At 40.6% G+C, this 24,709-nt stretch carries 13 protein-coding genes; 10 read left to right on the top strand and 3 right to left on the bottom strand.

Features of this window, described 5'->3' with window-relative positions:
- Nucleotides 1–37: 37 nt before the first annotated feature.
- Nucleotides 38–2,440 carry an ABC transporter permease gene (locus G6053_RS04755; protein WP_108635866.1) on the top strand — a complete coding sequence of 801 codons (2,403 nt, stop codon included), beginning with the start codon at nt 38–40 and terminating at the stop codon, nt 2,438–2,440.
- 65 nt (nt 2,441–2,505) lie between these two features.
- Here G6053_RS04755 and G6053_RS04750 read toward each other — a convergent pair whose 3' ends face one another.
- Nucleotides 2,506–3,570, bottom strand: coding sequence for an ATP-binding protein (locus tag G6053_RS04750; protein WP_206531868.1), 1,065 nt, complete (start codon nt 3,568–3,570; stop codon nt 2,506–2,508).
- Nucleotides 3,571–3,638: 68 nt separating this feature from the next.
- Nucleotides 3,639–3,938, bottom strand: a complete 300-nt coding sequence (locus tag G6053_RS30555; RefSeq protein WP_206531867.1) for an ATP-binding protein — start codon at nt 3,936–3,938, stop codon at nt 3,639–3,641.
- A 17-nt stretch (nt 3,939–3,955) separates the two neighbouring features.
- Between G6053_RS30555 and G6053_RS04745 the strand changes: the two genes are divergently transcribed.
- The 9 genes from G6053_RS04745 (at nt 3,956) to G6053_RS04705 (ending at nt 23,805) form a co-directional block, all read left to right on the top strand.
- On the top strand, nt 3,956–4,246 hold the full coding sequence (locus G6053_RS04745; RefSeq protein WP_146191114.1) for a hypothetical protein: 291 nt from the start codon (nt 3,956–3,958) through the stop codon (nt 4,244–4,246).
- A gap of 45 nt (nt 4,247–4,291) precedes the next feature.
- Entirely contained in the window at nt 4,292–6,700 is a 2,409-nt protein-coding gene (locus G6053_RS04740; protein ID WP_108635867.1) for an ABC transporter permease, read from the top strand.
- A 53-nt stretch (nt 6,701–6,753) separates the two neighbouring features.
- Nucleotides 6,754–9,135: an ABC transporter permease gene (locus tag G6053_RS04735; RefSeq protein ID WP_108635868.1), complete on the top strand. Its 2,382-nt coding sequence runs from the start codon at nt 6,754–6,756 to the stop codon at nt 9,133–9,135.
- Between the two features lie 33 nt (nt 9,136–9,168).
- Nucleotides 9,169–11,535 (top strand): FtsX-like permease family protein, encoded by a 2,367-nt coding sequence (locus G6053_RS04730; RefSeq protein WP_108635869.1) that lies wholly within the window; start codon nt 9,169–9,171, stop codon nt 11,533–11,535.
- A 215-nt stretch (nt 11,536–11,750) separates the two neighbouring features.
- A complete protein-coding gene (locus G6053_RS04725) occupies nt 11,751–14,105 on the top strand; it encodes an ABC transporter permease (RefSeq protein WP_165305679.1) in 2,355 nt (784 codons plus the stop codon).
- Nucleotides 14,106–14,124: 19 nt separating this feature from the next.
- Nucleotides 14,125–16,509, top strand: coding sequence for an ABC transporter permease (locus G6053_RS04720; RefSeq protein ID WP_165305678.1), 2,385 nt, complete (start codon nt 14,125–14,127; stop codon nt 16,507–16,509).
- A gap of 30 nt (nt 16,510–16,539) precedes the next feature.
- On the top strand, nt 16,540–18,933 hold the full coding sequence (locus tag G6053_RS04715) for an ABC transporter permease (protein WP_165305677.1): 2,394 nt from the start codon (nt 16,540–16,542) through the stop codon (nt 18,931–18,933).
- A 31-nt stretch (nt 18,934–18,964) separates the two neighbouring features.
- The gene (locus G6053_RS04710; RefSeq protein ID WP_165305676.1) at nt 18,965–21,370 is read left to right on the top strand and encodes an ABC transporter permease; all 2,406 of its coding nucleotides are present in this window, start codon (nt 18,965–18,967) and stop codon (nt 21,368–21,370) included.
- Nucleotides 21,371–21,420: 50 nt separating this feature from the next.
- Nucleotides 21,421–23,805 (top strand): ABC transporter permease, encoded by a 2,385-nt coding sequence (locus G6053_RS04705; protein ID WP_108635873.1) that lies wholly within the window; start codon nt 21,421–21,423, stop codon nt 23,803–23,805.
- 88 nt (nt 23,806–23,893) lie between these two features.
- Here the strand turns inward: G6053_RS04705 and G6053_RS04700 are convergent, their stop codons facing one another.
- Nucleotides 23,894–24,511, bottom strand: a complete 618-nt coding sequence (locus tag G6053_RS04700; protein WP_108635874.1) for a hypothetical protein — start codon at nt 24,509–24,511, stop codon at nt 23,894–23,896.
- Between the last annotated feature and the right edge of the window lie 198 nt (nt 24,512–24,709).

The raw sequence follows: 24,709 nt of genomic DNA, 5'->3' as shown, positions 1-24,709 counted from the left end.
ACCGACTATATATAGCACGACACAATCATATACGATCATGATCAAGAACTACATAAAGACTGCATGGCGGAGTATCAGAGCCAACCGATTTTTCAGCATCCTTAATATTAGCGGATTAGCTATTGGCATCTGTGTTTCACTCCTTTTATTTGCCTTTATTCGTCAGGAACTGAGTTTTGATACCATGTATACAAAATCCAATAATATATACCGGTTGCACATGCAGCTGTCGGCGGAATACAATCGGGAGAAGATGATCAACCTGCCCAATGCAGTGGGCCCCGCATTGAAATCAGATATTGCACAGGTCGATAATATGGTACGGTTGGTAAAAGATGGCTTTGGAGCAACGGCTTCCATCCGCGCCGGTGAGGAAAATTTTAATGAGAGACAATTATACCTTGCAGATTCCACACTATTCTCCATCTTTGACTTCCAATTTATTGAAGGTAGTGTACATACAGCGTTCCTGAACAAAAAGAGTATTGTGCTTTCCCAATCAACAAAAGAGAAGTTGTTCGGAAACAGTGAAGCACTCGGCAAACTCATTTCCATTAACCAAAGGGATACTGTACAGGTAACCGGAGTATTCAAGGATCTCCCTGCCAACAGCACCCTGGACTGTAATATGGTCATGAATATTATGGATTCATGGATGGGGCAAAATGTCTATTGGAGTAATGCCAGTTATGAGACTTATATATTACTAAAAAAAGGAGCTGATCCAGCAATTGTTGCGCAAGAAGCAACTAAACTCATTGACAAATATGTCGAAAAAGATCACCGATATTTTACCGAATTTTTCCTACAACCATTATTAAAGGTACATCTTTACTCATCAAATCTCGGGGAGGGCGTCACCAAGCGTATGGGAAATATTGATACCATTCGCACGCTATCTATCCTTGCGTTTCTTGTTATCGTGATTGCCTGCATCAATTACATGAACCTGGCTACCGCTAAATCACAAAAAAATGCGAAAGAAGTAGGCGTAAACAAAGTACTTGGTGCTACCCGCAGCCAGCTCGTTGTCCGTTTCTTTGTTGAAACCGCAACGATTAGCCTTTTTGCTATGATCCTTGGCGTGCTGCTGTCTGTTATTCTGATTCCGCTGTTTAATACCATAGGCAGCACAAACATTACTATCCGACAACTTCTGAATTGGGATATGCTCGGAATATTAGCCATATCTTGGTTTGTTATCACACTTGTTGCCGGCAGCTATCCAGCCTTATTTTTATCGAAAATCAAATCGATAGCCTTGATGAATAAGGGCTATAACAAACAGGGCAAAACAGTTTTGGTCAGGCAAATTTTGGTGATATGTCAATTTACCATTTCCATTATTCTGATCATAGGCATCAGTGTAATGCTTACACAGATGAATTTTATTCGGAACAAAGATCTGGGTTATCAACCTGAACAGGTGGTATCTATCCCTATCCGTTCTTTCCGGAGCCATGAAAAACTCAATACACTGAACCAACAGGTCCAAAGCTTATCAAATACGCTATCCACCACGTTCGCACAGTCCATACCAGGAAGTAACGAAAGTGGAAAAACAACCTATAAATTAACAACGGACAAGCAAGGTCTGCCGACGTTAAGCTGCGTTACCTATGGAAAGACCGTAAATACGCTTGGATTAAAATTACTTGCGGGAACGGATTTGCCCGATATCTGGGGACGTCCAGACTCTACGTGCTACGTGTTGATTAACGAAAAGGTACTGAAATTTTTAGGGTATAAATCTCCCGGGGAGGCCATCGGAAAACATATTGTTACCGAGATGAGCCCGACCAATTCTATCATCACTGGTGTCGTCCAGGATTTCAATTATTCAAACCTTAAATCAGAAATTGGAGGTTACAGCTATTATACCATGAACGATCCTTCCGAATCGGCACGAAACTTACTGATCCGTTATAAAACAACAGATGTTAGCGGATATATTGAACAGGTAAAGAAGATATATATGGCCATTGCACCCGAAGCTGCATTCGATTTTTCGTTTTTAGATCAGCACGTACAAAATCAATATGAAAATGAAATTCGGTCATCCAATGTCATGAGCCTGTTTTCATTTCTTACCCTTTTTATAGCCTGCCTGGGTTTGTTGGGCTTAGCAGCCTATACAACCGAGGCACGAAGCAAAGAGATCGGTATCCGAAAAGTGCTGGGCGCAAGTGTTCCGAGCATTATTCACTTACTTTCATCAAATTATATCAAACTAATCATTCTTTCTTTTCTTATTGCTGGGCCGATTGCTTATTACCTCTTCAGTAATTGGTTAAATGATTTTGTATATCATATCGAGATGCCTTGGTGGGCATACCTGATTGCGATAATATCAGTCGCGCTGGTCGCATTTATCACAATAGGCTTCCAGACATTTAAAGCCGCACTATTGAATCCGGTAAATAGTTTAAGGGACGAATGATGATCCGGAAATAGCTTTCCATTTTGGACAAATCCGCAATTGGATTGTGGATTTGTTCAAAATAATCAACGATCAAAAAGGACATCCATAGTGAACGACTTCTGTACCAAGCCTGAATATTGTTCCAAATTACTAACACCAAAGGACGTCACCATGGTAAGAAAGAGCGTCTTTCGTGTATTGGATTGTTCCTTGAATATACGAAGTTTTTGACCAAGCTGTTCTGCATAAGATTTTGTCAATTGAAATGGATTGACAGAAAATTTCATTTCGCACACATTGATACATAAATCCTGCCTATCAATCAGTAAGTCAATCTGTACACCTACACCATCCTTCCATCCGCGCTGCCGCCAAGCAGAAACCTCCGTATATATTCCCTCAATTCCCAGCGCCTGTTTCAACTGATCTATATGTTTAAAACAAATCGATTCAAAAGCATAACCGCTCCAAATTTTCCAAGTGGACTTGTCAGCAAGCTTCATCCATGAGCCTGCAGTTCTAGTCCGACTGTTTGCTATAAAATGAAGGTAAAACAGTGAATACTCGTCCGTTAGCTTATAAATACTATCTTTTGATTGCTTGCCGAAAGGGATGTAAGGCTGAATAAAACCTGATTCCGCAAGCTCTTCCAGCAACTTGGTCGCGTGTCCGCCAGAAGTTAAGTCACAGGTTTTGATAATTTCCTTACGCGTCATTCCCGCACTCGTTTTTGCCAATGCGCGAATGATGTCCATGTGGTTTACCGCATCATCAAACAATGATCGATACAAGTTGTTGAACTCCTCCTGTAGTAAACCATCCTTTTGAAAACATAAACGATCTATCACCTGTGCTGTACTTTCACCCGGTTCAATTTCTTTAAGATATTGCGGAATACCACCCAATGCCATATAGAGCTGTATCAGTTGAAACCTATCAAGGGTAACTTTCCTGCTTTTTAGAAATGCTTCGGTTTCAGAAAGATTGAACGGAAGCAGACGTATCCGACGACTAACCCGGTTATGGAGGCCTCCCCGGTTGCGGACTACATTCTTGATCATCCAAGCCGCAGCAGAACCACAGATCACCACAATCAAGTTTTTTTGTTGCGAAGCCCACCTATTCCAAAAATTTTCAAACGCAGGCATAAAGCCCGACCTAGCGGTATTTATCCAAGGAAACTCATCAAAAAAAATAATACATCGCCGCTTTTTTATTAATGGAGCAAAATAGTTTTCGAGCATATCAAAGCCTGTAGCCAGTTACTTGGCACTGCCAATGGAATATTGCCCATGGTTTTGCCAAGAGCCATGCTAAAACTCTCCAAATGCTGTTTCAATGTAGCATGATGAGAACCTGAAAATTCAAAATCCAACGGTCGACTAAATCCGTTCCTGATGAGATAAGTCTTACCTACTCTACGGCGTCCATAAACAGCGACAAGCTCTGCATCACCCGACCGCTCTATTTTACGTAGCAGACTAATTTCCTCTAACCTACCTATAACAATACCCATAAAAACAAAGTTATATTATGCTAAAAGTAATAAAAAAAAGAGTTTTGGCGCAATATAAAAAATCATATCACGCCAAAAGCTATAAAAAAACAGAGTTTTGGCGCAATATAAAAAAAACATATCGCGCCAAAAGCTATAAAAACAACTCCTTATTTGTTCGGAAGCGAACAACATACTGTCCATTTTCGAACAACCCAACATGTGCTAAAAATAAAATTAAGCACTCATATACAACACATTACACTTATGGCAAACGAATTGATCTAGCTCTTTGCATAGCAACACCTGATACCAATCCTCCTGATTGAACTAACGGCGATGCTGCTCGTTGATTAACAAAAAACGAAGTAACAATGATTGCAAATTCACTTAAAACAGCTTACCGTTTTTTAAAAAAACATAAGTTGATTACGTTCATCAACATCACGAGTCTCGCGATTGGTATTACGGCGACTCTTGTTATTTTCTTAATGATCCAATACGATTATAGTTTTGACAAACATGTTTCCAATCAAAAACAGGTCTATCGCGTTGTCAGTAACGGTGAATTCAAAAACGCCGGTGTTTATGTACCATTAGTACGCACCATGCAGGCTGAGTTGCCCAACTTGGAAGCAGTAGCTCCTATTTATCGTAGCCATGTACAAAAACTTAAGGTTTCTTTGGCGACAGACAAATTTCAGGTTTTTCCAAAAGAGCAACAGATCGTTTTTACGAATAGTCAATATTTCGATATTTTTCCCTATAAATGGTTAGCTGGAAATGCCCAGACCTTAAATACAGCTGGCCATATTGTGCTTACAAAAAAGGCTTTAGAAAAATTTTACGGTAAGGAATCCCCCTCAGATGTAATCGGTAGGACAGTCATCTATGCAGATAGTATTCCATTGCAAGTGGCCGGAGTAATTGAAAACCCGCAACATAATTCGGATTTTAATTTTGACAGCTTCATTGCCGAATCAACGATCCCACAAAACAATAGTCTGAAAGATATGTATAGCTGGGACGCATGGAATAGTATATCCGACACGCATCAGGTGCTCATTAAAACAAAAGCACAACCTAATCCTCATCTACTGGAACGCAATATCGCTAATCTCCTTCAAAAATATAAATATAAAGAAGGAGAGAAAATCAATGATAAACTTGAGTTACAAGCGTTGGCAGATGTGCATTTTGACACGAGATTCAACTATGACGCTACTCACCCGGGAACGCTTCGCAATCTGATCCTGCTGGCCTTTTTCCTCCTCGCTTTGGGAGCCGTGAATTTCATCAACCTATCCACAGCTCAGTCTATTGAACGGGCCAAGGAAGTTGGCATCCGCAAAACACTGGGTAGTTCTAAGGCGACATTGATCAAACAATTCCTACTGGAAACATTCCTTATTACCTTATCCGCAACGATACTTGCTGTACTATTGCTTCCTTTATTCTTACATGTCTTTGAAGGATTTATTCCCAAAAACTTAAATTTGGATCGTTTGGACAAAACAGTTATTGCTTTCTTTCTGTTCGGGCAATTGATCTTAGTGACCTTACTAGCCGGATTTTATCCTGCTTGGGTACTGACAGGATATGCACCGGTACTGGCGCTCAAAAACCAGCTCGGAAAAAACACCAATCTTTCCCGCAGCTCGTGGCTACGCAAAGCACTGACCATCTTTCAGTTTGTCATGGCCCAGGCTTTTCTCATTTGTGTGCTTATTGTCGTTCGCCAAATCAACTATGTCACCCATAAAGATATGGGCTTTCAGAAAGACGCTATTGTCAATATCTACATCCCAGGGGCCTTCCAAAACTCTGCGAAAGGTGTCATCCTTAAAAACGAGCTCAAAAAGCTAACAGATATCAAGGCCATCAGCTTTGGGAATATCGCCCCTGCAATGAACGGCTGGATGACTACCGCAATCGCTTACGATCAATCGCCAAACAAGGAATCTCTGACCTTCGATGGCCGGTCGGGTGATGAGAACTATTTAGATGTTTATAAAATTCCACTTATAGCAGGAAGAAATGTCCGTTTACGGGATTCAACAAGTGAAATGTTGATCAATAGAAAAGGACTGGAGTTACTGCATATCAAGAATCCTCAGGATGCCATCGGTAAAACCTTCGAAAATGGACAAAATATCATCGTTGGTGTAATGGAAGATTTTGATTTGGCTTCTGCACGACAAGGGGTTAAACCGGTCCTGTATACAGGCAGCAAGACAGGATATGTACTCCATATCGCATTGGACCAATCGCATCCTGAAAACTGGAAAAACACGATCGACAAGATCACTTTAAGTTATAAATCGGTTTTCCCTGATGACGAACTGGATCTGCGCTTTTTGAATGAGGTTATTCAAAACTTTTATACACAAGAGAAACAGCTCTCTAAGCTCTTATCTTGGGCTGTGGGGCTCTCTGTATTTATTGCAGGATTAGGTTTATTTGGGCTAGCGATATTTACAGCCAATCAAAGGACAAAAGAGATTGGTATACGTAAAGTTTTAGGTGCTTCTGTTTTCCAGATCACATTTTTACTGCTTCGAAACTTACTTTCCCTGGTTGCCATAGCCTGTTTGGTTGCCTTTCCCATCGCTTATTATTTTATGCATAATTGGTTAAATGATTTCGTGTATCGCACTACAATAAATCCGTGGATTTTTGGTTTTTCTGCCCTGAGCTTGATTGCTTTCGCAAGCGTTGTTCTATCAGCCAAAAGTATTATGGCGGCAAAAGCTAACCCGGTAAATAGTTTGAGAGACGAATAGATCAAGTTGAACTTTCATTTATAACATGAATTAAAGACTTAAATCCTAAAACAATGATAAAGAACTTTATAAAAACCGCATGGCGTAGTATTTTTTCCAACAAGTTTTATAGCGCCATTAATATTTTAGGGTTAACAGCAGGATTAGTTGTAGGGATATTCTTATTGCTTTGGATTCAGGATGAACTATCCTATGACCGCTTCCATAAACATCATCGATCCATTTATAAAATTGGTATAGAAGGTGGCACCGGCATATCAAAACGGATCTCTGGGTCCATCATTGCTCCTGTCGGAAGCTCCGCTAAGAAGGAGATTCCTGAAGTCCAAGATGCTGTACGCATATTTAAAATCGGTGATGCCGCCCTAAAATACAAGGAAAAAAGATTCAATGAAAAAAACCTTGCATTTGTGGACCCTAGCTATTTTAGTGTTTTTGACTTTTCTTTAATGCAAGGCGACCCAAAGCGACCTTTCCCCGATAACAATTCCGTTGTGATCACCCAAAGTACGGCACACCGCTATTTTGGCAATGAAAATCCTATTGGAAAAACGGTAATATTGGGCATTGAAGATCTCTGTGTTGTCTCTGGCGTCATTGCCGATTATCCGGAAAACTCTACCTTTCAATTTCAGGTCTTACTGCCGATATCGCGATTCAATGAACACGCTTATATCAAAAACAAAACGACCTATGACAATAAAACCTTTCTATCCTCCATGGATGAAGATTGGTCCAATTTTTCGTTTGAAACTTATCTACAGTTGAGACCAGATGCCAACCCGGCAACTATCGCGCAAAAATTACAATCCATACACGAACGGAATAAACCCGAAGATGCCCCTGTACCATATGTTACACAAGCGCTGGCAAAGGTACATCTGTACCAGATGGACGGTAGTGATGGGGGGATAGGCACTGTTCGAATTTTTATAGGCGTAGCCATCATGATCCTTGTCATCGCAAGCATCAATTATATCAATCTTTCTACTGCACGTTCTTTGTCCCGCGCCAAAGAAGTGGGTATTCGTAAAATTATTGGGGCCGGAAAAAAGGAACTTTTCTTCCAATTTATATTGGAAACAACTCTGCTCTTTACCATTGCCTCAACCCTGGCATTAGCAATCGTTTTTAGTTGCCTTCCTTTGTTTAATAACTTCTCCGGAAAACATATTTCGCTGCAGCTCAGCAATCCTACGCTATGGACAAGCATATTGACCATGCTCATCGGTACATTGCTGCTCACCAGTATATATCCCGCCCTCCTTTTATCGAAATTTGATCCGATTAAGGTATTGAAAGGCCGGTTTGCCCTAAAAAATTCCAGCGCACGGAAAATACTTGTTGTCTTGCAGTTTACAGTCTCTATTATCCTGATTACCCTGACAATTGTTATCGGTCGCCAATTGGATTACATAAAACATCAAAATTTAGGCTATGAAAAAGATCATATTATTTCTATTGGCATGGCACCAAAGATGTCTAAGCATTTTGATGCAGTCAAAAGTGAACTTCTAAAAAACAAGGATATTGATGCCGTTATCCGTCTTGGTCGGGATATGGTCTATGGGGGTGGTTCCACTGGAGACAACGATTGGGATGGAAAGCCCAGCAAATCAAATCTCTGGTTCAATATTACGTATTCGGACCAGTCTGCGCTTAGCTTTTTTCAGATAAAACTTACGCAAGGTCGTAATTTTACGGGCTCAACAGCAGATTCAACACATTTTATTGTCAATGAAACGGCAGTACGCGAAATGGGACTAAAAGATCCCATTGGCACACGCCTACGGATTCGAACTGTTCCCGGAACAATTATCGGTGTGGTAAAGGACTTTAATTATGCAAGCGCGAGGCAGAAAATTGAGCCGATGGTATTCCAATACAGCCCCAAAGATTGCTGGCAGCTTTATATCAAAACAACAGCTTCCGGAGCCAAATCTGCTTTGAACTCAATGCAACAGATCTGGAAAAACTATTATGATGATATGCCTATGAACTATAGTTTCCTTGATGAAAGCTACCAAAAGCAATATACGAATGAACAGAAACAAGGTACCTTATTCAATTTCTTCGCACTGATCGCTATCCTGATCTCCTGTCTAGGACTCCTGGGATTATGTACCTATACCGCACAGGTCAAAACCAAGGAGATTGGGATCAGAAAGGTTCTTGGAGCCACCGTATTCAACATTATAAAACTATTAAACAAGGAATTTTTAGTCTTAGTAATTCTGGCCAATGTCATCGCTATACCGATCGCTTTGTATTTCAGCATAAACTGGCTCAATGGCTTTGCCTTTAGAACGACACTCCCCATGACTATATTTTTATATGCAGGTGGGATAACAATTGCTATTGCATTATTTACCGTTAGTTTCCAATCCATCAAAGCTGCTTACGCCAATCCCGTAAAAAGTCTGCACGATGAATAGCTTATATCTAAGGACCAAAAACAACACCATAAAATGATTCGATTATTCCTAAAAACAGCACTTAGAAATTTAAAACGCAACCCGCTAAATACGGCAATCAATATTCTTGGATTATCCCTTGGAATTACAGTCGCATTGGTAAGTACACTGTGGATCTCGAAACAGTTTTCCTTCAACAAGCATTATGAAAACCATGATAGTATTTATCAGATGATGATGACGGGAACTTTCAATGGTGAAAAATCTACGGATGGGACTTCCACGCCCATTCCGTTAGCTAAGGTTATTGCATCAGATTTCACCGATGAAATTCAAGATTTAGCATTGGTCACCGATATGGAAAGTAATACGATCAAAGTCGGTGACAAGAAACTGAATGCCTCTGGCTTTTATGCAATGGGCAAATTTTCAGAACTATTTTCGTTCGAATCTGTACTGGGAAATACGCTCACTCCAACGGCAACCTCCAGCATCATTATCTCCGAATCATTGGCCAACGCTCTAATGGGATCGGCTGATGTGATCGGGAAAACTATTCAGCTCAACGGGAAGGAACAATATACGATACAAGGAGTTTATAAAGATATACCTGAAAACAACACTTTTCACGGGTTGCAGTATATTTTGCCGTTTGTAGATTACCTCCGTAAAAATGAAGGCATAGACGAAAAATGGTCAAACTGCTTCTTTAGTACCTTTGGTAGAATCGAAAACCCGCAAAATATCCCCGGGATAGAGCATAAACTAACCAGCATCTTTAGAACAAATCTGACGGATATCAACCCCGAGATTCTGTTGCACCCCATGTCCAAATGGCATCTCTATGACGCTTTCAAAAATGGTAAAAATGTCGGTGGACAGATTCAATATGTCTGGATGTTTGCCTGGATCAGTGTGTTTATTCTTTTGTTGGCCAGTATCAATTTTATTAACCTCAGTACGGCCCGAAGTTTAAAAAGAGGAAAGGAAATTGGTATTTTAAAATCGGTCGGTGTCAACCGCCGGCAACTGATTACCGGATTTTTAGTTGAATCCATCCTGTCCGTATCCTGTGCTTTTCTGATAGCGCTTATAATAAGCACTTTGCTTCTTCCGTGGATAAATGCCATTACCAAAACCACATTAGCTATTCCATTTACGAGTATTCAATTCTACCTATACTCCTTTTTGGGGATTTTCTCTGTTGGAATCCTGGCTGGAATTTACCCTGCGCTATTCTTATCCTCTTTTAATCCGATCCTTGCGCTCAAAGGAAAGATGAACATCGGCAAAAGAGGATTCAATGCCAGAAAGGGAATGGTTGTTGTACAATTTGCGATTTCCATCTTTTTGATGATTGCAACCTATCTGGTGATCAAACAATTGCACTATACAAAAGACCGTCCGATCGGTTATAAAAGTTCAAACTTAGTAAACGTTACTAGCAGCAGTCAGTTAATTTCCAAAAACTTTGAGATCCTAAGAAAAGAATTGATTGATCAAGGCCTGATTCAGGAGGCATCACTCACTTCGAGTTTTGTCAATAAGCTCACTTTAACTGGCGGTGGTTTTAACTGGCAGGGGAATGAAACAAAGGAAGGATCCATTATGGGCATTTTCACCGTAGATGAAAACTTTGCCAACACTGTACAATGGAATTTTTTGAAGGGAAGAAATTTCTCCAAGGATTTTAAGACAGATTCCACGGGAGTAATCATCAATGAAGCTGCGGCCAAATTTATGGGGGTTACAGATCTGACAAGCAAACAATTGTCTAAAAGAGGGATTAACTACACAATTATCGGTATTATACAGAATACCTTATCTGAATCCCCATTTAAGTCGATTACGCCAACAGCCTATTTTCTTGATTTTCTACCAAAAAATAAAATAACACTCAGACTGAATGAACAGCAAGATATCAGTCAGACAATGAAAGCAATCGCACAACAATTCAATCGCTTTGATCCAGATCTCATCTTTGATTATGCATTCACAGATAAAGAATACGCCAAGCAATTTGAGCAAATGGAAATGATCAAAAGCCTGACCAGTATTTTTACGGGGCTCGCCATACTGATCTCCTGTCTTGGACTATATGCTCTGGTGGCATTTCTAACCGAGCAACGTGAAAAAGAAATTGGTATCCGTAAGGTTCTTGGCGCATCAGAACTTGGTTTATGGAGATTATTATGTACCGAATACATCTGGTTAACATTGATCGGATTTCTTGTTGCTGCCCCCTTGGCTTATCTCCTAATGGAATCTTGGCTTGAAAATTATGTCTATCGTATATCAATTACCTGGACTGTATTTGCGGTTACAGGCTTAACAGCCTTAGTCATTACCTTGTTGACAGTTAGTTATCAAGCGATCAAAGCAACCTGGGCAAACCCCGTGAAAACATTAAGAAGCGAATAAGACCAATTTGTTCGGGGACGGACACCAAACTGTCCGTTTCCGAACATTTAGGTTTAAAAAAAACCAGAACAAAACCCTAAAAATCAAAAGATTACATTTATGGCAAACGAATTGAATTAACCATTTTCTATTGTGCACGACCATGAATACAGCTATCCATTTGGATAAATGGATTATGGACTAGTAAATTATGAAAAATTCAAAATATCAATTCGATGATAAAGAATTACCTTAAAATTGCATGGCGAAACTTGTGGAAAAGCAAAGGCTACTCTGCAATCAACATCATTGGGCTTTCCATTGGTATGGCTGCTGTACTGATTATTGGCATATGGGTGCAAAACCAGTTGCAATTCGATAATTTTTACAGCAATAAAGATCGCCTGTATAAACTTTGGAATAAATATCAAAATGATGAGGGAAAAATAAGTCTAATGGACGTCACCTCAGGGCGAGCAGCTCCTGCCCTATTAGAAGATTATCCGGAAGTAGAACGCGCAGCTCGCATGTATTTTAGTACAAACAGACTACTGTCGTTTGATGATAAAAAAATCAAATCAAAAGGAAACGAGGTAGACCCGTCATTTCTACAGCTATTTGATTTCAAACTTCGACGGGGAAATAATCATCAGGCCCTAGCAGAAACAAAGAATATCATTTTAACAGAAAGCTTAGCAAAAAGTATATTTGGTAATATCGATCCATTGGATAAAACCATTACGCTCGACAATAAGGAACCTTATAAAGTTTCTGCTGTTATGCAAGATTTGCCAAGTAATACCAATTTCGATTTTAATTATCTGATCCCGTTAGCTGATGCTAGTAAATATTCACCAAATTGGAATACAATTACGTTCTCAACCTACGTGCAATTAAAATCGGGAACCAATATTGAGGCTTTCAATAATAAGCTCATCAATATTATCGAAAAAAAATCCAACAAGGAGCTAAAAGGATCGCTGTTTCTGTATCCAATGTCCAAAATGCATCTGTATTCCAGATTCGAACAAGGTATTCCAGTTGGGGGAAAGATTGATCAGGTTAAACTGGTTGCAGGAATTGGTCTATTGATATTATTGATTGCCTGCATTAATTTTATTAATCTTAGTACCGCCCGCAGCCAAAAAAGAGCAAAGGAAGTTGCTGTACGTAAAGTTGTAGGAGCCAGACGTCTCAATTTAATTGTCCAATTTCTTACAGAATCAGTCCTGCTAGCATTTATATCAGGCTTAAGCGCGATAGTATTGACTAAGCTTACGCTCCCGTTATTTAATAAGATTTTAGATAGACCGTTAACCTTTTCGTTCTCAGATACAACAATATGGCTGTCGTTGATAGGCTTTATCCTCATAACGGGACTATTGGCTGGATTATATCCGGCATTTGTACTGTCCGCTTTCAAACCCATTAAATCATTAAAAATATTTGCGCGGTCAAAAAAGTTTTCATTAAGTTTTCGGGAATTATTGGTTGTTTTTCAATTTAGCATAGCTGTTATCCTGATAATTGCTACCATTGTCGTCAGGCGGCAAATTGAATATGCCGGACAACGAGATATTGGTTATAATACCGCTCAATTGCTCGAAATCGGAATGGAAGGTGATTTAGGGAAAAACTATGAGGCGATCAGATCAGAATTGATCAATAATGGAGTGGCTACAGCCGTCACAAGGATAGGATTGTCCATCACTGGTAGTTCTGGAAATTCCTGGGGTGGTTTTTCCTGGGCAGGAGCTACTCCTGAGCAAGAGAAAAAAATGGGATTTGATCTGGGAAGAGCGGAAAGTGACTTTGTCAAAACACTCGGATTAAAGCTCATAGCAGGACGTGATATCGATTATGCAAGATTAGCCGCAGATAGTACCGCTGCACTGCTGAATGAAGCTGCCGTCAAAGAAATGAAGTTGGAAAATCCAATCGGAAGTTATCTCAAATGGGGAGACAGAAACTATACCATCGTGGGCGTAATAAACGACTATATCAGCGGTTCTCCTTATAATCCGGTAAAACCCATGCTTATATACGCGAATAAGACAGCACTATTCAATTTGGTTATCCGTACAAATCCCAATGCTTCGATGAGCGACCAGCTCAAAAAAATCGAACAAATTATTAAAAAATTCAATCCCGCGTATCCCTTCGAGTATCAATTTGTCGATCAAAAATTTGCCACTAAATTCAAAGACCAACAACAAACAGCCCAGCTCGCTTTCATCTTTTCGGGGCTAGCGATCTTTATTTCCTGTCTAGGTTTATTTGGATTAGCATCATATATCGCCGAGCTGAGGACCAAAGAAATTGGTATTCGTAAAGTACTGGGCGCCTCAGTAAGCGGAATTACGGCGATGCTATCCAAAGATTTTGTCAAGCTTGTTATTATTTCTATTCTAATTGCTTCACCTATTGCATGGTGGGCAATGAATAAATGGCTGCAGGATTTCTCTTACCGAATAGAAATACAGTGGTGGATTTTTGCATTAGCAGGCTTGGCTGTCGCCTTCGTGACAGTAAGTTCACAAGCCATTAGAGCGGCAAATCACAATCCGGTGAATACATTAAGGGACGAATAATTATTTCAAGATAAACAACATGATCAAGACATACATCAAAATCGCGTGGCGAAATTTGTTAAAAAACAAAGCTTTTTCGGCAATTAATATTCTCGGATTGGCTATTGGTATGGCAGGTGCTTTACTTATCGCACTGTGGTTACAGAACATGTTAGGCATGGACCGGTTCCATGAGAAAAGTGACCGTCTTTATGTTATTAGTAATAGAGACATTTACCAAGGCGAATTACAAGCCTGGACAAATACACCTAAAATAATGGGACCTACACTGAAAAGTGATTTCCCTGAAATCGAAAGTTTTACGCGTATCGAGCAAGATGATAAATTTCTAACGAGCTACGGTGATAAAAATTTAGTTTCAAGCGCCAGCTTTGTCGATCCCGGCTTTTTCAATATGTTCAGCTATCCATTACTTAAAGGGAATAAAACCAATCTACTTAAAGATGCGAATTCAGTTGTCATTACGGAGCAATATGCGAAGGCTCTTTTTGGTGACCATGATCCAATAGGAAAAACGATCAAAATAGAATCAAAGTATTTGGTAACCGTCCAAGCGATCGTAAAAGATCCTTCCAGCTACAGCAGTATACAGTTTGATTATTTGCTATCATGGGATCTGGCCAAGAAAATGGGCTTCGTAGATGAAAATTGGTCTAACAATTCAACCTATACCTATGTGCTGCTACGGGAAGGGGTAACATTGGAAAACTTAAATTCTAAAATTAGACTTTTCAGCCAGAACCATATCAATGTAGGGGATAACGAAATCAAGTCGACAAACGAAATCTTTGCATTTCCATACAAAGACACTTACCTCTATAACAAAAGTGAAAATGGCGCTTACACTGCCGGGCGGATCCAGTTAGTTCATTTATTTACCTGGATCGGTGCTTTTATTTTACTTGTTGCCTGTATCAATTTCATGAATCTCAGTACCGCCCGCTCCGAGAGAAGAGCCAAAGAGGTCGGCGTACGTAAAGTAGTCGGTGCACAAAGAAAAAGTCTTATTCTACAATTTATTGTCGAGAGTATCCTTATCAGTATTGGCGCAACGATACTCGCGCTCGTAGCTATCGTGTTGGTTCTTCCGGCTTTTAATAATCTGGTTGAAAAAAACCTCACGATCTCCATCCTTTCTGTTAATACCTGGCTGTTCTTAATTGGCTTCACCTTTTTAACTGGTGTATTGGCGGGAAGTTACCCTGCTTTTTTTCTCTCCTCCTTTAAACCCTTGAAAACATTAAAAGGGAAATTGAATACGTACAACAAAGGGCTCAGTGTCCGCTCTATCCTAGTTGTCGTCCAATTCAGCCTTGCAATTATCTTGGTCATAGCGACCGTCATCGTTTCGCAACAGATCCAGCATACCAAGGATCGGGACCGCGGTTATAATGACAATGGGCTTGCTGCGACCCGATTTACAGGCAAACTTAACAACGGAAAGATCTACCAAACCCTTCGAAATGAATTGTTGGCCAGCAATGCGGTGATATCAGTGTCCAAAAACATGTCCCCGGTCACGGATCGTTATAGCAATGGCTGGGGCTTTTCTTGGCAAGGAAGCACAGAGAGCGATAAAAAAATCTCCTTTGACCGTTTCAGTACCGATGCCGGTGCCGTGAAAACGCTGGGATTTAAACTTGTTGCTGGACGAGATATAGATATATACAAATATCCAACAGATAGCAATGCCATGCTACTGACCGAAACAGCGGTCAAACAGATGCGTTTACAGCATCCCATTGGGCAAACAATAAACGGTGACGGTCAGGATTGGGTCGTCGTTGGGGTAATCAAAGATTTTATTACGGAATCTCCATTTGCAGCAAGTTATCCAATGGTCGTCTTTGGGCCTAAATCTTTTTTTACAAATATCCACTATCGCTTAAATCCAAACAACAGTACTGCAGCAAATTTAAAAACCATCGAAGCAATCTTTAAAAAATTCAATCCGGAATATCCATTTGAATATAATTTTATCGACGAAAATTTTGAGGCTAAATTCAAGGAGACGCAGTCTATTGGGACGATTTCAATGCTATTTTCAGGATTGACCATCTTTATTTCCTGTCTCGGTCTTCTCGCATTGATCGCATATATGGCCGAAACCCGGATGAAAGAAATTGCCGTGCGCAAAGTGCTCGGCGCAAGTGTTGCACAAGTAACCTCTTTGCTGTCCGTGGACTTTATTAAATTGGTGATAATTGCTATTCTGATTGCTTCACCAATAGCCTGGTGGGCCATGGACAAATGGTTGCAGGATTACAGTTACCGTATCCAGATCCAATGGCATTACTTTGTTATTGCAGGATTAATGGCGATATTAATCAGCATGGCAACCATAAGTTATCAAGCCATTAAAGCAGCGCTTAGCAATCCGGTGGATAGTTTAAGGGACGAATAATTATCCGTTATTATATTTAGCAGAAACAACATGATCAAGACATACATCAAAATCGCGTGGCGGAATTTGTTAAAAAACAAAGCTTTTTCGGCAATTAATATTCTCGGTTTGGCTATTGGTATGGCAGGTGCTTTACTTATCGCACTGTGGTTACAGAACATGTTAGGCATGGACCGGTTCCATGAGAAAAGTGACCGTCTTTATATTATTAGTAATCGGGATGAATTTCAGGGTGAAAAATCAGCATGGGCATACACCCCCAAGATAATGGCCCCATCAATGGCAACTGATTTCCCGGATATTGAAGCATTTACACGATATGATGAAGGCAATCAATTCTTGACCACATTCGGTGACAAAAAAATAATTGCGAAGACAGTGTTTGTCGATCCCGGATTTTTTAACATGTTTTCATTACCCCTCGTCAAAGGATCCAATAATATTCAGTTTGACGGTCCTAAAGGTCTTGTTCTCACAGAAAGTTATGCTAAAGCTTTATTTGGAGATGAAGAACCCATTGGAAAATCAGTGAAAATCGATTCTGTCAACCAAGTCACCGTACAGGCGGTACTCAAAGATTTACCCAGCAATTCAAGTTTCAAGTTTGACATACTGCTTCCTTTTGCATATGCAAAAACAATCGGTTACGTTGATGACAATTGGGGTAATAATTCGATAAGCACTTATATTTTATTAAAAAAAGGAAGCTCGCTTTCAGATTTCAATACCAAGATCAGGACATATTCGAGAGATCATATTAACACAGTCAACAGAGCCGAAGGTAACCAATCTGCAAAGTATACCGGAGAGATTTTTGCATTTCCTTTCAAGGACTCTTTCCTTTATAATAGCGGAAAAGGAGGTAATTACACTTCCGGACGTATTGATATTGTCAGGCTCTTTGTATGGATCGGTATTTTTATATTGTTGGTTGCCAGCATCAATTTTATGAACTTAAGCACTGCCCGTTCAGAGCGTCGTGCGAAGGAAGTAGGGGTACGAAAGGTAGTTGGTGCAAATAAAATGGGATTAATAATTCAATTTCTGACGGAAAGCATACTGATTAGTATGATCGGAATGATACTAGCCACAGTACTTGTTTTTATTGTGCTACCTTTCTTTAACGAACTCGTCGGAAAGCAGCTCAACTTATCCTTATTAAACTTGTGGACTTGGTTATTTCTGATCGGATTTGCGGTATTCACTGGAATACTTGCTGGCATTTATCCTGCTTTTTTCCTTTCCTCTTTTCAACCTATCAAGACATTAAAAGGTAAATTTATTTCCAAAACCAAAGGACTTAGCGTTCGTTCGATCTTGGTCGTAATTCAATTTAGTCTAGCCATTGTATTAATTATCGCTACGGTAGTGGTTACCAAACAAATTCAATACACAAAACAACGCGAACGCGGCTATAATGAAAACGGTTTATTATATTCCAGTCTGAAAGGAGATTTGGAAAAGAATTATAAACTCCTGCGGGACGAATTGTTAGCTAGCAATGCGGTTGTTTCCGTATCAAAAAATATGTCCCCTGTTACAGATATGTACAGCAATGGTTGGGGATTCACATCCGGTACACCAACCGAAGAAGACAAACGAATTTCTTACAACCGTTTTAGTACCGATGCTGATGCTGTAAAAAACCTTGGTCTTACCCTCATCCAAGGTCGCGATATCGATATCTATAAATTTGCGACCGATAGTACCGCTTTGATTTTAAATGAATCTGCAGTAAAAAGCCTGCATCTTAAAAACCCGATAAACAGCATTGTAGATGGCGACGGCACAAAATGGACCGTTGTCGGCGTCGTGAAAGATTTTATAATGGGCTCTCCATTTGGCGATAATAAACCCATGGTGATCTTAGGACCACAGGCCTGGTTTACCACGATTCATTATCGTTTGAATACGAATCGCGGCATTGCAGAAAATTTGAAAACAATTGAATCAATCTTTAAAAAATTCAATCCGGACTATCCTTTTGAATACCAGTTTATCGACAAAACTTATGAGCAGAAATTTAAAGAAACAAAAGCAATCGGCACGCTTTCTATGGTATTTGCAGGATTGACTATCTTTATTTCCTGTCTCGGTCTTCTCGCATTGATCGCATATATGGCCGAAACCCGGATGAAAGAAATTGCCGTGCGCAAAGTGCTCGGCGCAAGTGTTGCACAAGTAACCTCTTTGCTGTCCGTGGACTTTATTAAATTGGTGATAATTGCTATTCTGATTGCTTCACCAATAGCCTGGTGGGCCATGGACAAATGGTTGCAGGATTACAGTTACCGTATCCAGATCCAATGGCATTATTTTGCTATTGCAGGATTAATGGCAATATTAATCAGCATGGCAACCATAAGTTATCAAGCCATTAAAGCAGCGCTTAGCAATCCGGTGGATAGTTTAAGGGACGAATAAAATAAATAGTAATAACCAACACAGCCCGATTATGATAAAGAATAATCTAAAAATAGCGTGGCGGAATCTAAGAAGAAATTCTTCCACCTCGATCATCAATATCACTGGGTTAGCCTTGGGTATTGCAATCTGTTTGCTGATAAGCCTATATGTTGCTGATGAGTTCAGTTTTGACCGTTTCAATACAAATGCGGATCGAATTGTACGCGTGGTCTTCCGCGGTACGGTAAAAGGGGGAACGATGAATGAGGCTCATGTCATGCCCCCGGTGGCGGCCACAATGAAAGCTGAACTAACCGAAGTACAGGAGACAGCACGTTTGAGGCAAGGTGGGGCTCCCTTATTTTTGGTTGGTGATAAGATTTTTCGTGATGAACAGATGGCCTATGTTGATGCCTCTTTCTTTAAAATATTTACCCTGCCCCTTATCAAAGGTGATGCTAATACAGCAGTGAAGATGCCCTATACTGCGGTCATATCTGAATCCATGGCACGCAAATATTTTGGAACGACAGATGTCGTAGGTAGGGATCTCACCATAAAAGGCGACCAAAATAGGCTAAAAATTACCGGAGTAATGAAGGATATCCCCAGCAACTCGCACTTCCATTTTGATATTTTCACCTCAATGACGGCGCTGGAGGACTCCCGTTCAAACTCCTGGATGACATCCGAATATTATACCTATGCACTGCTTGCAGAAAATACCTCATTAAAAAATCTGGAAAAAAACTTAGCGACCCTATTTGACAAACATGTCGGTGCTCAATTTATGGCCGGGTTCGGAATGAGTTACGAGGATTACAAAAAATCAGGCAATACAATAGGTCTCTATTTGCAGCCCCTGACCGATATCCATCTGCACTCCAATTTTGGCTACGATCTCAGTCCATCGGGTGATATCCGATATATTTATATTTTTAGTGCCATAGCATTGTTTATGCTGTTGATTGCGACGATCAATTTTATGAACTTATCTACAGCCAGTGGTTTCCGGAGAAGTCGGGAAGTAGGTGTACGGAAAGTACTCGGCGCCGACAGGCAAAGCCTGATCCGTCAGTTCCTCTTCGAAGGCATCCTGCTGACCTATCTAGCTCTGTTTCTGGCAGTCGGCATTGTTTTATTGGCCCTTCCCCTATTTAATCAATTATCGGGTAAGTCCATTGCCATTCAACAGCTCGATTTTGCCCGCATAATCCCCCTCCTGCTCGCATTCGGATTATTGGTCGGTCTATTTTCGAGTACTTATTCGGCTCTATATCTAGCTGCTTTCAATCCTTTGACCGTATTAAAAGGGCGTTTGTTGCGATCTACAAAACGATTCAATCTCAGGAGCAGCCTTGTGGTCTTTCAGTTTATGATTTCCGTGGGACTCATTTTCTGCACCGTGGTTGTCATCCGACAGCTCGATTATATGCGGAATATCAAATTAGGCTATGAAAAGGAGAATGTCATTGTGATCCAGAGCTGGCCCTTGGGCAAAAATGAAAAAACTTACGTCAAGCTGCTATCCGAAGATAGCCGCGTAAAACATATCTCCCGCTCATCGTACCTGCCCGCTGGAGAAACTAACAACAATAACTTCTTTGTCTATCCGGACGGAAATACAGAAAAATGGGTGAAAACACTGCGTTATGACATAGATGAGGAATATATTGCTGCGATGGGTATGCAGCTTAACGAGGGGCGAAATTTTTCGAAAGCTTTTGGGAACGATACCTTATCCATTATCGTGAATGAAACCGCAGCAAAAGATCTGGGCTGGAAAGGGAAAAGCCTTGGCCATACATTGACCAATAAGGATAACAAAACCTATCGTGTCGTGGGTGTCGTCAAAGATTTCCACTTTAAATCGCTGCACGAACCCATTTCACCACTGGTGATGGTACTGAGCGATCAAGCTGGGAGCCTGATTGTCAAAACACAGACAAAAGATACCGAGGCCCTGATTAAAAAATTGAAAGCTGTCTACGACTCGTTCCCTTCCGATATTCCATTCAACTATTCTTTCCTCGATGATCGCTATGCCCAGACCTATCAGGCCGAAGTCAAAACAGGAAAATTGTTAAGCATATTCGCCGGACTGACGATTTTCGTCGCCTGTCTGGGTTTATTTGGATTAGCTATTTTTACGGCAAATCAGCGCCGGAAAGAAATAGGTATACGTAAAGTCATCGGCGCCTCTGTTCCCGGTATTACAGGGATGCTTTCAGCAGAATTTATCAAACTTGTCCTGATCGCCATCGTGATTTCTTCACCGATAGCCTGGTGGGCGATGTACAAATGGCTGGAAAATTTTGCTTACCGCATTGAAATGCAATGGTGGATGTTTGCCGTTGCAGGACTAATCGCTGTATTGATCGCACTGCTGACAGTGAGTTTGCAAGCCATCAAGGCGGCTGTGGCAAATCCGGTTGACAGTCTGCGGGAGGAATAATCTCCTATACGACAAAAACAATGATATTGTAAACGCAACACAATAAAATTATGATTAAAACATATTTCAGATCAGCGCTACGACAACTATTGAAACATAGCTACTATACCTTTTTAACAATTGCTGGTTTAGGTCTGGCAATTGCATGTAGTTTATTTATCTATAGCTATAATAGCTTCCAATATAGTTTTGATCAGTTTCATACCGATAAAGAACTTACCTTTCTAGTCGTACAGGATCTGAAACTAGAGCAGGTCGAACATAGCAAAGGCGGATCCTATGCCATGTACAATGCTATTTCACGTGAAATTCCACAAGTGGAACGAACAGCATTGTATATGGATAATAAAGACCTTACGCTACGGATAGCGGATCAGTTGTATAAAACGGAGGGCAAAGCCGCTTTTGTTTCATCGGAATATTTCAACACCTTAAATTTCCCCTGGTTAGCGGGATCCCCAAAAGATCTGGATCAGCCCAATACCGTCGCGTTGACCAAAACAATGGCCAAAACTTATTTTAATAACGATAACCCCTTGGGCAAAACGATCTTGGTCGACAGCAAATTTCCAGTGAAAGTTGTGGGTATCATAGATGACCGTAACAAAAATTCAGACTTCCGTTCAGAAATCTATTTTTCGCAAAGTTCTGTTTCTACTTTATGGCAAATCCCTCAAAACGACGGGTTCTTTAATAATTGGGGCTACTCCAACTCAAGCAATAATATCCTTGTCACCTTAAAAAACGCCGCCGATAAAAATACAGTCGAGCAAGCCATACATGCGCTGGTTGCCAAGTACTGGCACAAAGATGTACTACAGACATTCAGTTATAAACTCCTGCCCTTAACAAGTTACCATTTTGACACAGATTACGGAAAGGGAACACAACGTACACTTCTGAGTATCCTGGTCGCAATTGCCATCGGAGTCAGTATCATGGCATTGGTCAATTACAGCAACATCACCTTTGCCAGACAAATGAACCGCAGTGTAGAAATGGGCGTGAGAAAGGTACTGGGTTGTTCCAAAAGGCAACTCTACATTCAGTTTCTGATCGAAACCCTGATCCTGACCGCTGCTGCTATTATCTTCGCTTTAGTTTTATTGCTGATCTTTTCCAATTGGGCAAACCAGGCTCTTTTTCCACATGAACCTGTACAGATTGTCCATCCTCGGTCATTTATAGCTATCATTGGTATCATCTGGGTTTTAACGAGCCTGTTGACCTCCATCTATCCCCTCATTTTTGTCAATAAGATGGACATCCAGCAGGCATTGAAAAAGCTGACCATAGGCCCCTGGAACTTTAGTCGCAAAACGCTTATTGTTTTTCAGAATATGATCGCCATGACGCTGCTGATCGCCACTTTTGTTATTGTCTTACAGGTAAATCACCTCAAAAACACAGATATTGGATTCAGCAGGGAGCAGGTTATCCTGCTTCCGTTCACAAAAAAAATGATCCAATCAAAAGCGAAAATCGCTCATTTCATCAGCAATAGAACCGATGTTCAATCGTACACTTTTAGCGATAATCCACCTTCATCTGAAAAGGTATGGGGCGGAACCATCCAGTTTGACAACAGAACAGAATGGGAAAAATGGCCTGCCCGATACGCTATCGGGGATTCTGCTTATATCAGCACTTTTAACATCAAATTATTGGCAGGAAAAAATTTCAACGACAATCCCCAGAAACCTGAATTTCTGATCAATCAAAATATGGCTACCGCATTGGGCTATAAAGATCCTAATGATATTATCGGCAAGTCTTTAAACGCCGGTGGGCTGAACGAAGAACAAGTAGGAACAATTGTAGGAGTTGTTGCGGACTTTAGCACCAATTCGCTGAACGAGCCCATCTCCCCTACCGTAATTGGGTATAATGAAACGCGGTTAAAAAATGTAGCGATTAAACTGAAGGGTACCGATCACCAACTGCTCGTGAAAGATCTGGAGCAACAATGGAAAAATTGGTATCCCGATGAAGTGTTCCAATACAAATTCTATGATCAGCAGATTGCTCAGCTCTACAAGAAAGAAGTATTACTGGAAAAACTAATCTGGATCGCCGTTATCGTCGCGATAAGCATCAGTATGCTCGGTTTTTTGGGACTGCTCTCCATTAACATCCTAAAACGGACAAAAGAAATCGGAATCCGAAAAGTGTTAGGTTCTTCGGTAACAGGTATTATTGTATTGTTGTCACAAGATTTCTTTAAATGGATAACAATTGCTTTTTTACTTGCTACACCACTTGCGTATTATCTTATGAACCGCTGGCTGGACAATTTCCCTTTTCGGATCAGTATGGGCTGGTGGATCTTTGCATCCGCTTTCTGTGTTGGACTTATGTTAACGATTGCCGTGGTATCCCTCCAAGCAATAAAAGCGGCCACATCCAATCCTGTTGATAGTTTACGGGACGAATAGGAAAGGAAGCTGTCAACAAATTACAGCGAAAATGCTGGGATTTGAACAGACACTCCTTTCCGATGCTCCGTATTCGAATAAGGTTTGTCTAAAGTACATAACTGCTGATGATATCACTATAATTTGGAGTCGGGTCTATTCCGATATAGGAGACCCTAAATTCATATTCACGAAAGGACTCCAACCCATCGATAATACAGCTGCTTTTAGAACAGAGCTGTGTGCTCCAGTCTACATTTTGACCTTTGATGCGGAACTGATACTGATACATGCGTGCCCCCCGCCATCGTTGTGTTTTTAGCTTCACGCGTCCACTACCCACCTCTTCGGGACGGGCGATTAGTCGCTCCACTTTGGGAACCACTCCTCCATAAGAAGTTTTGGATTTTCTGACAGCATAACCGGCAGCTAAAATAATCGTCGGATCAGCATTGGCGATCGTATCTACATATTTAGCCAGTTCTTTCAATACGTACGCCAGTTCAGCTCTTTTTTGATTACGGATCAGTATAGCACGTGTGTCGCGATAATAGGCTTCCGTTGCGGCATTCCGGAATGCAACGAGCGCTTCCTCCAAAATTGACAATGCGGGTACAGGGGCTGCAAACAGTTCGGTTTCAGCAGCCATTTTGCTCAACACCTGTTCCGCCACCTGCATTAACCCGGCATCTTTATGCCCTCTTTCATTAAGTGTAACTTGACTCATCTTTTTTAAAATTAAATGTTTCAGATAAAATTATTTCCATAAGCAAAGATACAGTCAGGAGGCTCGGAGACAGGGGTAAAATTGTCCCAAAATGCAGGAAGTACAAAAAAGATTTTGGGACAATTTTACCCCTTATTTTAGTTGATTTCGAACAGCAATCTGTAGTAAATATTGCGTTATGGACCGATAAACATCCTT

Source organism: Sphingobacterium sp. DR205, from assembly GCF_011064245.1.
GTDB lineage: Bacteria > Bacteroidota > Bacteroidia > Sphingobacteriales > Sphingobacteriaceae > Sphingobacterium > Sphingobacterium athyrii.
This window is presented reverse-complemented; position numbering and strand designations above follow the sequence as displayed.

Bases quoted from the DNA above. Each gene is read 5' to 3' on its own strand.
- G6053_RS04755 (WP_108635866.1), top strand. From the start codon at position 38: ATGATCAAGAACTACATAAAGACTGCATGGCGGAGTATCAGAGCCAAC.
- G6053_RS04750 (WP_206531868.1), bottom strand. From the start codon at position 3,570: ATGCCTGCGTTTGAAAATTTTTGGAATAGGTGGGCTTCGCAACAAAAA.
- G6053_RS30555 (WP_206531867.1), bottom strand. From the start codon at position 3,938: ATGGGTATTGTTATAGGTAGGTTAGAGGAAATTAGTCTGCTACGTAAA.
- G6053_RS04745 (WP_146191114.1), top strand. From the start codon at position 3,956: ATGCTAAAAGTAATAAAAAAAAGAGTTTTGGCGCAATATAAAAAATCA.
- G6053_RS04740 (WP_108635867.1), top strand. From the start codon at position 4,292: ATGATTGCAAATTCACTTAAAACAGCTTACCGTTTTTTAAAAAAACAT.
- G6053_RS04735 (WP_108635868.1), top strand. From the start codon at position 6,754: ATGATAAAGAACTTTATAAAAACCGCATGGCGTAGTATTTTTTCCAAC.
- G6053_RS04730 (WP_108635869.1), top strand. From the start codon at position 9,169: ATGATTCGATTATTCCTAAAAACAGCACTTAGAAATTTAAAACGCAAC.
- G6053_RS04725 (WP_165305679.1), top strand. From the start codon at position 11,751: ATGATAAAGAATTACCTTAAAATTGCATGGCGAAACTTGTGGAAAAGC.
- G6053_RS04720 (WP_165305678.1), top strand. From the start codon at position 14,125: ATGATCAAGACATACATCAAAATCGCGTGGCGAAATTTGTTAAAAAAC.
- G6053_RS04715 (WP_165305677.1), top strand. From the start codon at position 16,540: ATGATCAAGACATACATCAAAATCGCGTGGCGGAATTTGTTAAAAAAC.
- G6053_RS04710 (WP_165305676.1), top strand. From the start codon at position 18,965: ATGATAAAGAATAATCTAAAAATAGCGTGGCGGAATCTAAGAAGAAAT.
- G6053_RS04705 (WP_108635873.1), top strand. From the start codon at position 21,421: ATGATTAAAACATATTTCAGATCAGCGCTACGACAACTATTGAAACAT.
- G6053_RS04700 (WP_108635874.1), bottom strand. From the start codon at position 24,511: ATGAGTCAAGTTACACTTAATGAAAGAGGGCATAAAGATGCCGGGTTA.